The sequence below is a fragment of the Streptomyces sp. NPDC002386 genome, assembly GCF_053593175.1.
Genome location: NZ_JBSFBX010000004.1, coordinates 292,667 through 305,502, shown reverse-complemented (window position 1 = coordinate 305,502; position 12,836 = coordinate 292,667). Strand labels below are relative to the sequence as shown.

The window sequence follows — 12,836 nt, the reverse complement described above, 5'->3', positions numbered from 1 at the left end:
GATGGCCTCCACCACGCCGCTCGCCCACCCCGGCCCCGCCACCGGACGCGGCCCGCTGCTGGCCGGCACCGGCGTCGGCACCGGCACCGCGCCGGCCGACCCGGTCCTGGTGGGCCACAAGTTCTCCCGGCAGCACGAGATGCTCCGCGCCGGGCTGCCCGTACCCGCCTTCTTCGCCCTGACCGCCGAGGCGTACACCGCCTGCGTGCCGGTTCCCGCCGGCTTCCCGGGCGCCGGGGCGGGCACCGGGGAGCTGACCGCATGGGCCCGTACGGCCCGTGACCAGGTCCGCGCCACCCCGCTGCCGCCCGGCCTCGCCCGGCAGGTGCTCGCCTGCTTCGACGAACTCGCCGGACCCGAGGGGCTGGTGGCGGTGCGCGGCTGCGTCGCCGCCCAGCCGGACGGCAGCGGCGAGGACGGCGCCGACGACCCGTTCGCCGGCCTGTCCGACAGCTACCTGTACGTCCGCCGGGAAGCCCTCCTGGACCGCGTCGCGGACTGCTGGGCCTCCGCCTACAACCCCGAGGCCGTGCTCTACCGCGTGCGGCGCGGCGTCGACGCCACCGCCGTCCGGGTCGCGGTCGGCGTCCAGCGGATGGTGCCCGGTGTGCGGTCCTTCGTGATGTTCACCAGCGATCCCCGCGGCGGCGCCGACCAGGCGGTGGTGGCCGCCGCGCACGGCATCGGCGAGGGCATCGTGCAGGAGAAGGCCGACATCGACCACTTCTTCGTGGACCGCGCCACCGGTGCCGTACGCGCCGAACTCGCCGTCAAGTCCGTGATGGCGGGCCTCGACCCGGCCCGGCCGGACGCCGGACCGGTGCCGCTGCCCGTCCCGGACGCGCTCGGCGCACCGCCCGTGCTGTCCGACGACGAGGTCCGCGCCATCGGCGAGCTGGCCGCCCGCGCCGAGGAACTCTTCGGCGGCCCCCAGGACATCGAGGGCACCCTCACCGCCGACGGCCGGATCCACCTCGTCCAGGCCCGGCCCGTGGTCCGCGCCGCCGTCCCGCGCGGGGAGGACGCGCCCCCGGTGCCGTGGACCAACCACAACCTCACCGAGTCCTTCCCCGGCGTCACCTCCACGCTGACCTACTCCCAGGCCCGCGTCTTCTACCGGACCGGATTCACCGACTTCTACCGGCGGCTCGGCGTGCCCGAGGACTCCCTGCGCCGCAACCAGCACCACCTCAGCCGGATGATCGGGCACCTGGACGGACGGGTCTACTACCGCCTCGACGCCTGGTTCGCGCTGCACGGCCAGATACCCGGCTTCGACCTCATCCGCCCCATGTGGCAGCGCTCCCTCGGCCTCACCGAACGCGACGAGGACACGGCCCCGGACCGGGCGGCCCGCCGCCGCGCCTGGAAGCAGGTGCTGCGCGCCGCCCCCCGCCTCACCCGCGCCTACGTCGCCCAGCCGCGCCGGCTGCGGGAGTTCCTGCGCTGGTGGGACGACCTGATGGCGCGCTGGCCCTCCTTCGAGGACTGCACCGCCGACGAACTCATCGCCCGCTACCGCACCATGTGGACCGAGGCCGAACACCGCTGGGGCGTCACCATGGTCGCCAGCTACTTCGCCCTGGTCTCCCTGACCTGCGCCGACGCCCTCCTCGACCGCTGGGTGCCGGACGGCGCCGCGCTGCTGCCCCGGCTGATGGGCGGCGGCCGCCCCAACCGCACCCTCGCGTCGGTCCGTTCGGCGCTCGCCCTCGCCGAACGCGCGGCCGCCGACCCGGCCCTGCGCACCGCCGTCCTGGAGCGCCCCGCGCCCGAGGTCTGGCGGGAGATCACCGAGGGGAAGTACGGCACCGGCACCGCCGACGCCTTCGCCCGGCACCTGCGCACCTACGGCGACCGCGCACTGCACGACCTGAAGCTGGAGGTCCTGACCCCGCGCCAGGAACCCTGGCAGATCGTCACCGCGCTGCGCCCCTACATCGGCCAGGGACTGACCGTCGCCGCCAACGAGGCCGACGAGGCCGCCGCCCGCGCCGCCGCCCGGGACGCCCTGCGCGAAGCCTGCCCCGCCCCGCTCAAGCGGGCCGCGCTCGGCGCCGTGCTGGCGTCGCTGCGGTTCAGCGTCAAGGCCCGCGAGGACACCCGGTTCTGCCGCAGCCAGCTCTACGGCGTCTCCCGCGAGGTCATGCGCGGGCTCGCCCGGCGGCTCGTCGAGGCGGGGCTGCTGGACCGGGCCGAGGACGTCGTCCACCTCCAGACCGAGGAGGTGCTCGGCGCCTTCGACGGCACCCTGCCCGACACCGACCTGCGCGCGCTGGTGCGCCGGCGCGCCGTCCGGTTCGCCGAGAGCGCGGCCGCCGCCGACCCGCCCGCCTACTTCACCGTCCCCGGCGGCCTGCCCGTGCCGGTCGCCCTGGCCTCCCGGCAGGACACCGCCGCGGCCGGCGGACCCGACGCGGACGGCGTGCTGCGCGGCATCGCCTCCAGCAGCGGCACGGCACGCGGCCGCGCCCTCGTCATCCGGGACACCGACGTGCAGCCCGAGGCCTGCGTGGGCCGCATCCTCGTCGCCAAGGAGACCGACCCCGGCTGGCTGGCGCTGATGATGGCCGCCAAGGGCATCGTCGTCGAGCGCGGCAGCCTCGTCTCCCACACCGCCATCAGCGGCCGGCTGCTCGGCGTCCCCACGGTCGTCGCGGTCCGCGAGGCGATGACGGCCATCGAGGACGGCGCCTGGATCGAGATCGACGGCACCGCCGGCACCGTACGCCTGCTGCCCGGCGACGGCACCGCGGCGGAGGAGGACGGACCGTGCGCGTAGCGAACCTGTTCATCGACGGCCTCGGCTGCTACCTGCCCCGGCCCCACCCGGCCGACCGCGCGGTCGCCGAGGGCCGGTACGCCGAGGACGAGTGGCGGGCCGGCGGCTGGACCGGCGCCGCCGTCGCGGGCGACGTCTCGCCGCCCGAGATGGCGGTGGAGGCCGCCCGCACCGCTCTGGAACGCTCCGCGCACCCGGCCGCCGACATCGCGCTCGTGCTGCACGCCTCGCTGCACGAGCAGGGACCCGAACTGTGGACCCCGCACCAGTACGTGCTCCGGCACGCGGTCGGCACCCGGGTCCCGGCGATGGAGGTACGGCAGGGCTGCAACGCGGCCCTCGGCGCCCTGGAACTGGCCCACGGCCACCTGAGCGCCGACCCGTCCCGCACGGCCGCGCTGGTGACCGCCGCCGAGAACTTCGGCACCGAACGCGTCGACCGCTGGCGCTACCAGAGCGGCGCCCGGATGAAACGCCCGTCGATCCTCGGCGACGCGGCCACCGCCGTCGTGCTGTCCACCCGCGGCGGCTTCGCCCGCGTCCTGTCCCTCGTCTCCGGCTCGCTGCCCGAGCTGGAGGAGATGAACCGGCCGCGCGGGCCCCTCTTCCCGCCCCGGCGCACCCGCACCGGCCGGATCGACCTGGTCGCCCGGATGATCGACTACGCCCGCAGCGACCCCGGCGCCGCCACCCTCGCCCGCAAGGCCGTGGACGCGGCCCGCACCGAGACCGGACTGCGCGCCATCGAGGACGCCGGGCTGCGGCCCGGTGACATCACCCGCGTCACCCACGTGCTGTCCGGCGGCCCCGAGTACATCCGCTCGGTCCTCGAACCGCTCGGCATCGACCCGGCCCGCGGCGTCCTCGAGTTCGGCCGCGCCCTCGGTCACATGACCACCAGCGACCACTTCGCCGCCCTGCACCACCTCGTCGAGACCCGCGAAGTCGGCCCCGGCGACCGGGTGCTGATGCTCAACAACAGTTTCGGCGTCTCCCTGTTCGCCGCCGTCGTCGAGATCACCGCCACCCCGTCCTGGGCCACCGGGACGCCCTCCCCGTACAAGGAACGGACATGACCCAGCAGCAGACCCTCGCCCCTGCGTCCGGGGCCACGACCGCCGTGGACCGGTGGATCGACGCCCTGAAGGACGGCTGGCGGGCCCGCGACGCGGACGCCGTCGCCGCCCTCTTCACCGACGACGCCGTCTACCACCAGGGCCCCTACGGCGCCCCGCACACCGGCCGGGAGGCCGTCGCCGCGCACTGGCGCACCACCCTGTCCCGGCAGAAGGACGCCCGCATGTGGTTCGGCGAGCCCGTCGTCTCCGGCGGGCGGGCCGCCGTCGAATGGTGGTGCGTCCTGCACGACCCGGAAACCGGCGCGCCCCGCAACGCGGCCGGCTGCCTGGTGCTCCGCTTCGCCGCCGACGGCCGCTGCGCCTCCTTCCACGAGTACTGGCACGGTGCCCCGGACCAGGAGCTCGAGCCCGCCGAGGGGTGGCTGCGATGACCGGCGCGCCCACCCTGCGGTGCCCGGTCACCGGGGCCGGCCCGGACCGGGAGCCGCCCGCCTACCCCTTCCCCGACCTGCCCGGCATCTGCCTCGACCCCGGCCGGCTGGCCCGCCTCCGCGAGGAGCCGCTGGTGCCGGTGCGGCTCGGGAACGGCCGGGACGCGCTGCTGGTGACCCGCCACGAGGACGTCAGGACCGTCCTGTCCGACGACCGCTTCAGCCGCGAGGCCTGGGCCGGCGGCACGCTGTTCGCCCGGAGGTCCAGCGCCCTGGCCCTGGTCACCAGCGACGCGCCCACCCACACCCGGCGCCGCAGCCGGGTGCAGGCCCGCTTCACCCACCACAGGGCCGAGGAGGACCGCCCGCGCATCGCCGCGATCGCCGCCGGGCTCCTGGACCGGCTGCGCGCCGCCGACGGCCCCGTCGATCTGATCGCCGAGTTCACCACGCCGTTCCCGTACCGGGTGATCTGCGAGATGCTCGGCGTGCCCGTGGCCGACCTGGACCGGCTGCTGCCCGAGGTCACCGTCATGATGTCCGCCGGGCGCTTCACCCCCGAGGAGAGCGCCCGGGCCCACGCCTTCATGTACGACTACTTCTTCGGGCAGCTCACCGAGCGCCGCGCGGCCGTCGAGGCCGGCCGGCCCGGCGACGACCTGCTCACCCAGCTTCTGACCGCGCCGCCGGACACCAGGCTCACCGACGAGGAGATCGCCGTCTTCGGCTTCGGCCTGATGATGGCGGGCGGCGAGACCACCGCCTCCCACCTCGCCATGTGCGTACTGCACGTGCTGACCACGCCCGGCCTCGCCGACCGGCTGCGCCGCGACCCCTCGGCGGTCCCGGCCGCTGTGGAGGAACTGGTGCGCTGGGTCTGGTTCGCCGGCACCGGCGGCCAGCCGCACGTCACCACCGAGGAGGTGTGGCTGGCGGGCCGCGCCCTGCCCGCCGGCCAGGTGGTCGTCCCGCTCACCGACGCGGCCAACCGCGACCCGGACGTCTTCCCCGACCCGGACGTCTTCCGCGCCGACCGCTCGCCCAACCCGCACATCGGCTTCGGACACGGCCGCCACCTGTGCCTCGGCGCGGCCCACGCGCGCGTGGAGCTCCAGGAAGGCCTCACCGCCGTGCTCGGCCGGCTCGACGGACTGGAACTCGCCGTCGACCCGGCCGAACTGAGCTGGCGGGACCGGATGTTCATGCGCGGCGTGTGGGAACTCCCCGTACGTGTCCGCCCGGCCGGACAGGCCCGGCCGTGCTGAGCCGCTGGGCCCGCTTCGTGGCGGGCAGCTACCCGCCGCTGCCGTCCGTGGCGCTGGCGTTCCTGTGGGCCTACGGCGTCTCCGGGCTGTTCGCGGTCGTCCAGCCCGCGCACCCCGCCTGGCGCCCCGGCCCCGGCACGCTCACCGCGGCGCTCACGCTCACCGTCACGCTGCTGCTGATGCGGGCCGTGGACGACATCCGCGACCTCGCCTACGACCGCGCGTTCAACCCCCGGCGGCCGCTGGCCTCCGGAGCCGTGCGCGAGCGCGACCTGCTCGTGCTGTGCGCGGTGGGCGCCGTCGCTGTCCTCGCCCTGAACGCGGGCCGCCCGGCCGCCCTCGCGGTCCTCGCCGGGCAGCTCCTCTACTGCGCCCTGGTGCTGGCCGCCGACCGGGTCCTGGGCTGGCCGCCGGGCGACCGGCTGCTGCTCAGTCTGCTGATCAGCTTCCCCGCCCAACTGCTGCTGCACGTCTACCTGTACACCCGCTACCTGGGCGACACCGGGCAGGGCGCCGGCCGCGGGGGAGTGCTGGCCATCGTGATCACCGTGCTGGTCACCGTCCACCTGGAGTTCGCCAAGAAGATCACCCGCAGGATCGAACCGGGTGAGCGCAGCTACGTCAGCACCCTCGGCCTCGGCGGCACCGTCGCGGTGGCGCTCACCGCGCCCGTACTGGCGGTGCTGCTGCTGGTCACGCAGGCCCGACCGGAGGCGCTGCTGGTGCCGCTGGCCCTGCTGCCGCTGCTGCTGCCCGCCCGGGCCGGCTGGCGCTTCTTCCGGGCCCGCGCCCCGCGCTGGCCGGCCGCATCCGCCGCCTACTACGTCCTGTCCACCTTCGCCTGCTACCTGGCCCTCAGCCTGGCCTACGGCTGACCGGCCTCACGAACCGGCGGCGCCGGCCCGCGTCCCCGGGCCGGCGGATCCGGCGTCCGGGGAGGCGGCGGAGCCGGCGCGGGCGAAGGCCGACACCGCCGCCTTCGCGGCCGCCTCCACCAGCGAGATCCCCTCGGCCTGCGTGGCGGTGCCCCGCGACAGCACCGCCACCAGGTACTCGGCGCCGTCCACCGTCACCCGCCCGACGCTGTTCACGTCCCACAGCCCGGTCGTGCTGCGCGCCAGCCACCCGTTCTTCAGCGCCCACGAGGAACCGGCGGCCGACACCCCCCACCGCTGACCGGCCTGCACGGCCCCCATCAGCTTCCGCACGTACGCGCGCGACGCGGCGTCGAGCTCCGAGTCCTCCCCGAACACCTGCCGCAGCAGCAGGAGCTGATCGGCCGCGGTGGTCCGGGTCAGCCCCCACAGCTCGCCGTCGCCGCCCGAGGTGCGCGTGAGCCCGAACCGCTCGTTCGCCGCGTCCAGCCCCGCGGCCCGGCCGATCGCGTGCCACAGCTCGGTCGCGGACGCGTTGTCGCTGTTCTCGATCATCCTCGTCGCGTACGCCCGCTGCGCCGCGGTCGGCTCCCGGCCCGCGTCCTGCGCCTGGAGCAGCAGCGCGGCCAGGATGTCCACCTTGACGATGCTCGCCGTGTCGAAGGTGTCCGTCCCGTACGCGGCGCTCTGCCCGGAGCCCGTCTCCAGCACCGCCGCCGACACCCGGGCCCCCGACGGGACGGTCACCGACCCCATGGCCCGCGCCAGCAGCGCCTCCCGGTCCACCGTCACCGGCTGTTCCGCGCTCTCCACCGACGCCTCCTCACCCGCCGCGGCCGAGCCGGAGGCCGCCGGCGACGGGGCCGACGATACGGTCCCGGCACCGGAGTGCGCGCGCCGTCACACAGACCGTGCCGCCCGCCGCGACCCCGCCCGTCGCCACCACGGCCAGGACGGCGGACAGCAGCGGACGGCGGGCGCGGCGGCCACGACGGCCGGAACCGGAGGACTCCATGCCCGCGATGCTCGGGGCGGTCGCTGTGCGTTCCGTCGGACGGACCTGGGAACCACGTCAGCGAACTCCCGGGTCCGCTGTGAATCCCGCTCCGGGCCCGGACGGGCACGGCTCGGGCCTGCCTATAGGGTCGGGACCGTGGCGAAGAAGAACATTCCCGACTCCGGCTACTCCGACGACGACGGCTCCGCCGACCCCCGGCTGAGCGCCGCGCTCACCGCCTGGGCCGGGGACCGCACGGCCGTGGACCCGGTCCTCGCGGCGCTGAAGGGAGCCCGGCTGCTGGTTCCGGTCGTGGCCGTGCTCGGGGAGGCCGAGGAGGACGAGAGGGGACTGCGCCGCGAGAAGACCAGCGACATGGCGGTGCCGACCCTCAAGGCGGGCGACCGCACGGCCCTGCCCGCCTTCACCTCCACCGAGTCCCTGGCCCGCTGGGACCCGTCGGCCCGGCCCGTCGCCGTCCCCCTGCACCAGGCGCTCGAGGCCGCCGCGCACGAGAAGGCCGACACGGTCGTGCTCGACCTCGCCGGACCCGTGCCCTTCGAGCTGACCGGCCCCGCGCTGCTCGCCCTGGCCGAGGGACGCACCAGCGCCGACCCGCTCACCGACCCGGCCGTCCTCGAGGCCGTGCGCGGCGCCGTCGCCGCCGAGCCGGCGGTCCTGCGAGCCCACCTCGGCCCCGGTCAGGCCGACGGCACGCTCGTCCTCGTCCTCGACCCGGCCGCCGCGCCCGCGGAGGCCGCCCGCGCGGTCGCCGGGCGGCTGGCCGCCGACGAGACACTGCGGGCCCGCCTGGTGCGCGGCCTCGACCTGGCACTGCTGCCGGCCGGGACCGCGCCTCCGGGCGAGCCCTTGTTCGTGCGGGAGTGAGTACGCGGATCGCGTACGGCGGGAGTACGGGGACGCGTCAGCCGTAGACCGGGCCGGTGTACTTCTCGCCCGGACCCTGGCCCGGCTCGTCCGGCACGATCGACGCCTCGCGGAACGCGAGCTGCAGCGACTTCAGGCCGTCCCGCAGCGGGGCCGCGTGGAAGGAGCTGACCTCGGTGGCGCTCGCGTCCAGCAGACCGGCGAGCGCGCCGATCAGCTTGCGGGCCTCGTCCAGGTCCTTGTACTTCTCGCCCTCCTCGCTCAGCCCGAGCTTCACGGCGGCGGCGCTCATCAGGTTGACGGCGACCGTCACGATCACCTCGACGGCGGGGACCTCGGCGATGTCCCGGGTCATCGCGTCGAAGTCGGGGGACTCAGGAGGGGTGTCACTCATGCCCACACGATAGGCGTTCCCCGTCACGCCTTCTCAATTAGCCCTTGTCAAGCGATCCTGCTAACCTTGTTGACGACCGGCCGGACACGCTGTGCCCGGCCCACAAGTGGAGGCTCCGATCTCCCACCTGACCGTCCCCCGGGACGGCAGGTCATCCGGTCAGACGGCCACCATCGTTCCGTACGGACGATGGAGCCGTCCGAACTGCGCCCCGCGGTCCCCGCGGCGGTGCTCCGGTAGCTATGGGAGCCCCGCCTGTGATCGTCCGGGGCATTTTTTGTGCTTCGGCGCGGTTAGGTCTGTCGAAAACAGACATACGCGGCTGTCCGCCAGGCGGTCGCGTGGTGCTACCGAGGAGGATCCATCAGCGCCGAGCCCCGCATCAACGACCGGATTCGCGTTCCCGAGGTGCGACTCGTCGGTCCCAGTGGCGAGCAGGTGGGCATCGTCCCGCTGGCCAAGGCCCTGGAGCTTGCGCAGGAGTACGACCTGGACCTGGTCGAGGTCGCGGCGAACGCCCGTCCGCCCGTGTGCAAGCTCATGGACTACGGGAAGTTCAAGTACGAGTCGGCCATGAAGGCCCGTGAGGCGCGCAAGAACCAGGCGCACACGGTCATCAAGGAGATGAAGCTCCGGCCGAAGATCGACCCGCACGACTATGACACCAAGAAGGGTCACGTCGTCCGGTTCCTCAAGCAGGGCGACAAGGTCAAGATCACGATCATGTTCCGTGGCCGCGAGCAGTCCCGCCCCGAGCTGGGCTACCGACTGCTGCAGCGTCTCGCGGAAGACGTCCAGGACCTCGGTTTCGTGGAGTCGAACCCGAAGCAGGACGGCCGAAACATGATCATGGTCCTCGGTCCGCACAAGAAGAAGACCGAGGCGATGGCCGAGGCTCGCCAGGCGCAGGAAGCCCGCAAGGCTGACGCGAAGGCCAACCCCGGCAAGTCGCAGAACGCCGCCGAGGCCGGTCTAGAGGCCGAGGCGCCGTCCGAGGAGCCTGCCGAGGCGTGATCCCGGGGGACGCGAGTCCCCGAGGATGTAACCGAAACAAGAGAGACGCTCCACCGTGCCCGGTTTTTCACGACCGGGCACCGGAGCGCCACCGACGAGGAGAGAACGGCGCTATGCCGAAGAACAAGTCGCACAGCGGTGCCAGCAAGCGCTTCAAGATCACCGGCTCCGGCAAGGTGCTCCGTGAGCGCGCCGGCAAGCGCCACCTGCTCGAGCACAAGTCGTCCCGTGTGACGCGTCGCCTCACCGGCAACGCCGAGATGGCCCCGGGCGACGCCGCGAAGATCAAGAAGCTTCTCGGCAAGTGACGCCCGGCGTCGCCCTGGCGACGCCGTACGTCTGGACCGGGACCCATTCGTTTCCGGGCCGCGTGAGTATCCCCCGCGGCCCCGCTACAAGGAGTTAAGAAGTGGCACGCGTCAAGCGGGCAGTCAACGCCCACAAGAAGCGCCGGGCGATCCTCGAGCAGGCCTCCGGCTACCGCGGTCAGCGTTCGCGCCTGTACCGCAAGGCCAAGGAGCAGGTCACCCACTCGCTGGTCTACAACTACAACGACCGCAAGAAGCGCAAGGGCGACTTCCGTCAGCTGTGGATCCAGCGCATCAACGCCGCTGCCCGCGCCAACGGCATGACCTACAACCGCTTCATCCAGGGTCTGAAGGCCGCGAACGTCGAGGTCGACCGCAAGATCCTGGCCGAGCTGGCCGTCAACGACGCCAACGCGTTCGCCGCGCTGGTCGAGGTCGCCCAGAAGGCTCTGCCGAGCGACGTCAACGCGCCCAAGGCTGCGTGACGCCGCGCCGGCCCCGGGCCGGCTCATGGACCCGCAAGCCGGTGTGGCTTGCGGGTCCTTTCGTCGGGGTCGCCGGTCGGCCGCTGCCCGGCGGAAGCCGCATCAGCTGTGCGGTGCCCGTCGAGATCTCCTGAGGTGAAGAAGAAGATGCCCCCCGTCAGCCCCGAGCTGATCTCCTCCCGGTCCGCTCGTGTCGCCGCTGCCCGGCGGCTCGGCAAGCGGAACTTCCGGGGCAAGGACCGCCTGTTCCTCGCCGAGGGGCCGCAGGCCGTCCGGGAGGCCGCGGGGCACCGGGTGGACGGGACGCCCACGCTCGTCGAACTGTTCGCCACGGTCGAGGCCGCGGAGCGGTACGCCGACATCGTCGGGGCGGCGCGCGAGGCCGGCGCCCGGGTGCACCTCGCCTCCGAGGACGTCATCGCCGACATCTCCACCACCGTCACCCCGCAGGGCCTGGTCGGCGTCTGCCGGTTCCTGGACACCCCCTTCGAGGACGTCCTGGCCGCCCGGCCCCGGCTGGTCGCCGTGCTCGCCCACGTGCGCGACCCGGGCAACGCCGGCACCGTGCTGCGCTGCGCCGACGCCGCCGGCGCCGAGGCCGTCGTCCTCACCGACGCCTCCGTCGACCTGTACAACCCCAAGGCCGTACGCGCCTCCGTCGGCTCCCACTTCCACCTGCCGGTCGCCGTCGGCGTGCCCGTCGAGCGGGCCGTCGAGGGGCTGAAGGACGCCGGGGTGCGCATCCTCGCCGCCGACGGAGCGGGCGACCGCGACCTGGACGAGGAACTCGACAAGGGCACCATGGGCGGCCCCACCGCGTGGGTGTTCGGCAACGAGGCCTGGGGGCTCCCGGAGGAGACCCGCGCGCTGGCCGACGCCGTCGTGCGCGTCCCCATCCACGGGAACGCCGAGAGCCTGAACCTCGCCACCGCCGCCGCCGTATGTCTCTACGCGTCGGCGCGTGCCCAGCGCGCCTCCGGAGGGTGCCGCTCCGTCACCCAGAGCTAGTAGGGTGGCCAGCTCGGGGCCCTGCGCCGTCTGAGAGGTGGGGTACGGGGATGAGGGTGGTCGGCAGCAGCACCGCGCCGGACGGGCGTGACGTGCGCCGCGCACCCGCGCCCCGGCACGCCGGCCGCTCCGGCACCGGTCCCGGCATCGACCCCGACGAGCTGCCCGACGGCCTGGTGACCGCCGACGAGGACGGCCGCGTGACCTGTTTCAACGCCGCCGCCGAGCGCATCACCGCCATCCGGGCCGAGGACGCCCTCGGCCGGCACCTGGAGAAGGCGCTGCCCCTGGAGGACCTGGAGGGGCGGCGCTGGTGGCAGCTCACCGACCCCTACGGCGGCCTCGCCATCCGGGTACGGCAGCCCGAGCGCAACCTGCTGCTGCCCGGCGGACGGGAGGTGCTGGTCTCCGCGCGGTACGTGCGCGACGAACCCCTCGGGCCCGTGCGCGGGGTGGTCGTCTCCCTGCGGGACACCGAGGCCCGGCACCGCACCGAGCGCAGCCACGCCGAGCTGATAGCGACCGTCGCTCACGAGCTGCGCTCCCCGCTCACCTCGGTCAAGGGGTTCACCGCCACGCTCCTCGCCAAGTGGGAACGCTTCACCGACGACCAGAAGCGGCTGATGCTGGAGACCGTCGACGCCGACGCCGACCGCGTCACCCGCCTGATCGCCGAGCTGCTGGACATCTCCAGGATCGACAGCGGGCGGCTCGAGGTGCGCCGGCAGCCCGTCGACATCGGCGCGGCCGTCGGCCGGCACATCCAGGCCTACGTCGCGGCCGGCCAGCGGGCCGACCGCTTCCTGCTGCGGGTCGAGCAGCCGCTGCCCGCCCTGTGGGCCGACCCCGACAAGGTCGACCAGGTGCTGAGCAACCTGCTGGAAAATGCGGTGCGGCACGGCGAGGGAACCGTCACCATTGACGTCACGCCCGCGCCGTCCCCGCGCGAGGGCGAGGAAACGGCCACGTCGGTCACGGTGAGCGACGAGGGGCCCGGCATCCCGGAGGAGTCCATGAACCGCGTCTTCACCCGCTTCTGGCGGGGCAGCAAGCGCGGCGGGACGGGCCTCGGGCTGTACATCGTCAAGGGCATCGTCGAAGCCCACGGCGGCACCATCACGGTCGGCCGCGCCCCCGGCGGCGGCGCCGAGTTCCGATTTACGTTGCCCGTGTGCACGCCGGCGTATCTCGCCTAGCGGCCCACGGGCCATTCGTCCACCCCCACCCCGTTAGAATCGGCCTTTGGCACCTTTGTGTCCTGCACACGGCCCGCCGAGAGCCACAGCCGGCTCGACGTCGGTGACGGGGAC

Annotated in this window: 12 protein-coding genes and 1 pseudogene; 11 read left to right on the top strand and 2 right to left on the bottom strand. The window is 74.1% G+C overall.

Annotation, left to right across the window (positions count from 1 at the left end; genetic code table 11):
* Position 1 precedes the first annotated feature (1 nt).
* From ACWCPN_RS11070 to ACWCPN_RS11050, 5 genes are read left to right on the top strand one after another with little or no spacing between them, the layout of a single operon-like run.
* On the top strand, positions 2-2,782 hold the full coding sequence (locus ACWCPN_RS11070) for a PEP/pyruvate-binding domain-containing protein (RefSeq protein WP_451204278.1): 2,781 nt from the start codon (positions 2-4) through the stop codon (positions 2,780-2,782).
* The gene (locus ACWCPN_RS11065; RefSeq protein ID WP_365122676.1) at positions 2,773-3,858 is read left to right on the top strand and encodes a ketoacyl-ACP synthase III family protein; all 1,086 of its coding nucleotides are present in this window, start codon (positions 2,773-2,775) and stop codon (positions 3,856-3,858) included. Before ACWCPN_RS11070 ends, ACWCPN_RS11065 begins: the two co-directional genes overlap by 10 nt.
* The gene (locus tag ACWCPN_RS11060; protein WP_451204276.1) at positions 3,855-4,292 is read left to right on the top strand and encodes a nuclear transport factor 2 family protein; all 438 of its coding nucleotides are present in this window, start codon (positions 3,855-3,857) and stop codon (positions 4,290-4,292) included. Before ACWCPN_RS11065 ends, ACWCPN_RS11060 begins: the two co-directional genes overlap by 4 nt.
* A complete protein-coding gene (locus tag ACWCPN_RS11055) occupies positions 4,289-5,557 on the top strand; it encodes a cytochrome P450 (protein WP_451204274.1) in 1,269 nt (422 codons plus the stop codon). Before ACWCPN_RS11060 ends, ACWCPN_RS11055 begins: the two co-directional genes overlap by 4 nt.
* On the top strand, positions 5,551-6,432 hold the full coding sequence (locus ACWCPN_RS11050) for a hypothetical protein (protein WP_199213798.1): 882 nt from the start codon (positions 5,551-5,553) through the stop codon (positions 6,430-6,432). The genes ACWCPN_RS11055 and ACWCPN_RS11050 overlap by 7 nt, the downstream gene beginning before the upstream one ends.
* Before the next feature lie 6 nt (positions 6,433-6,438).
* On the opposite strand, the pseudogene ACWCPN_RS11045 reads toward ACWCPN_RS11050, so the two are convergent.
* Positions 6,439-7,447 (bottom strand): annotated as a pseudogene (locus ACWCPN_RS11045) (serine hydrolase).
* Positions 7,448-7,585: 138 nt separating this feature from the next.
* On the opposite strand from ACWCPN_RS11045, the gene ACWCPN_RS11040 reads away from it, so the two are divergent.
* The gene (locus ACWCPN_RS11040; RefSeq protein WP_392294403.1) at positions 7,586-8,317 is read left to right on the top strand and encodes an SseB family protein; all 732 of its coding nucleotides are present in this window, start codon (positions 7,586-7,588) and stop codon (positions 8,315-8,317) included.
* 37 nt (positions 8,318-8,354) lie between these two features.
* On the opposite strand, the gene ACWCPN_RS11035 is transcribed toward ACWCPN_RS11040, so the two are convergent.
* Complete coding sequence (locus ACWCPN_RS11035; protein WP_351664041.1) at positions 8,355-8,711, bottom strand: DUF1844 domain-containing protein; 357 nt, start codon at positions 8,709-8,711, stop codon at positions 8,355-8,357.
* A 363-nt stretch (positions 8,712-9,074) separates the two neighbouring features.
* Between ACWCPN_RS11035 and infC the strand changes: the two genes are divergently transcribed.
* The 5 genes from infC to ACWCPN_RS11010 all read left to right on the top strand — a co-directional run bounded on the left by infC (position 9,075) and on the right by ACWCPN_RS11010 (position 12,722).
* Positions 9,075-9,725 (top strand): translation initiation factor IF-3, encoded by a 651-nt coding sequence (gene infC / locus ACWCPN_RS11030; RefSeq protein ID WP_351664179.1) that lies wholly within the window; start codon positions 9,075-9,077, stop codon positions 9,723-9,725.
* A 113-nt stretch (positions 9,726-9,838) separates the two neighbouring features.
* Entirely contained in the window at positions 9,839-10,033 is a 195-nt protein-coding gene (gene rpmI, locus ACWCPN_RS11025; protein WP_003977225.1) for a 50S ribosomal protein L35, read from the top strand.
* A 101-nt stretch (positions 10,034-10,134) separates the two neighbouring features.
* Complete coding sequence (gene rplT, locus ACWCPN_RS11020; RefSeq protein WP_030381833.1) at positions 10,135-10,518, top strand: 50S ribosomal protein L20; 384 nt, start codon at positions 10,135-10,137, stop codon at positions 10,516-10,518.
* Positions 10,519-10,665: 147 nt separating this feature from the next.
* The gene (locus ACWCPN_RS11015) at positions 10,666-11,526 is read left to right on the top strand and encodes a TrmH family RNA methyltransferase (protein WP_451204271.1); all 861 of its coding nucleotides are present in this window, start codon (positions 10,666-10,668) and stop codon (positions 11,524-11,526) included.
* 50 nt (positions 11,527-11,576) lie between these two features.
* On the top strand, positions 11,577-12,722 hold the full coding sequence (locus ACWCPN_RS11010) for an ATP-binding protein (protein WP_451204269.1): 1,146 nt from the start codon (positions 11,577-11,579) through the stop codon (positions 12,720-12,722).
* Positions 12,723-12,836: the final 114 nt, after the last annotated feature.

Excerpts from the sequence above, each read along its gene's own strand:
- ACWCPN_RS11070 (WP_451204278.1), top strand. The coding sequence starts at position 2 with ATGGCCTCCACCACGCCGCTCGCCCACCCCGGCCCCGCCACCGGACGC.
- ACWCPN_RS11060 (WP_451204276.1), top strand. The coding sequence starts at position 3,855 with ATGACCCAGCAGCAGACCCTCGCCCCTGCGTCCGGGGCCACGACCGCC.
- ACWCPN_RS11055 (WP_451204274.1), top strand. The coding sequence starts at position 4,289 with ATGACCGGCGCGCCCACCCTGCGGTGCCCGGTCACCGGGGCCGGCCCG.
- ACWCPN_RS11035 (WP_351664041.1), bottom strand. The coding sequence starts at position 8,711 with ATGAGTGACACCCCTCCTGAGTCCCCCGACTTCGACGCGATGACCCGG.
- rpmI (WP_003977225.1), top strand. The coding sequence starts at position 9,839 with ATGCCGAAGAACAAGTCGCACAGCGGTGCCAGCAAGCGCTTCAAGATC.
- ACWCPN_RS11015 (WP_451204271.1), top strand. The coding sequence starts at position 10,666 with ATGCCCCCCGTCAGCCCCGAGCTGATCTCCTCCCGGTCCGCTCGTGTC.
- ACWCPN_RS11010 (WP_451204269.1), top strand. The coding sequence starts at position 11,577 with ATGAGGGTGGTCGGCAGCAGCACCGCGCCGGACGGGCGTGACGTGCGC.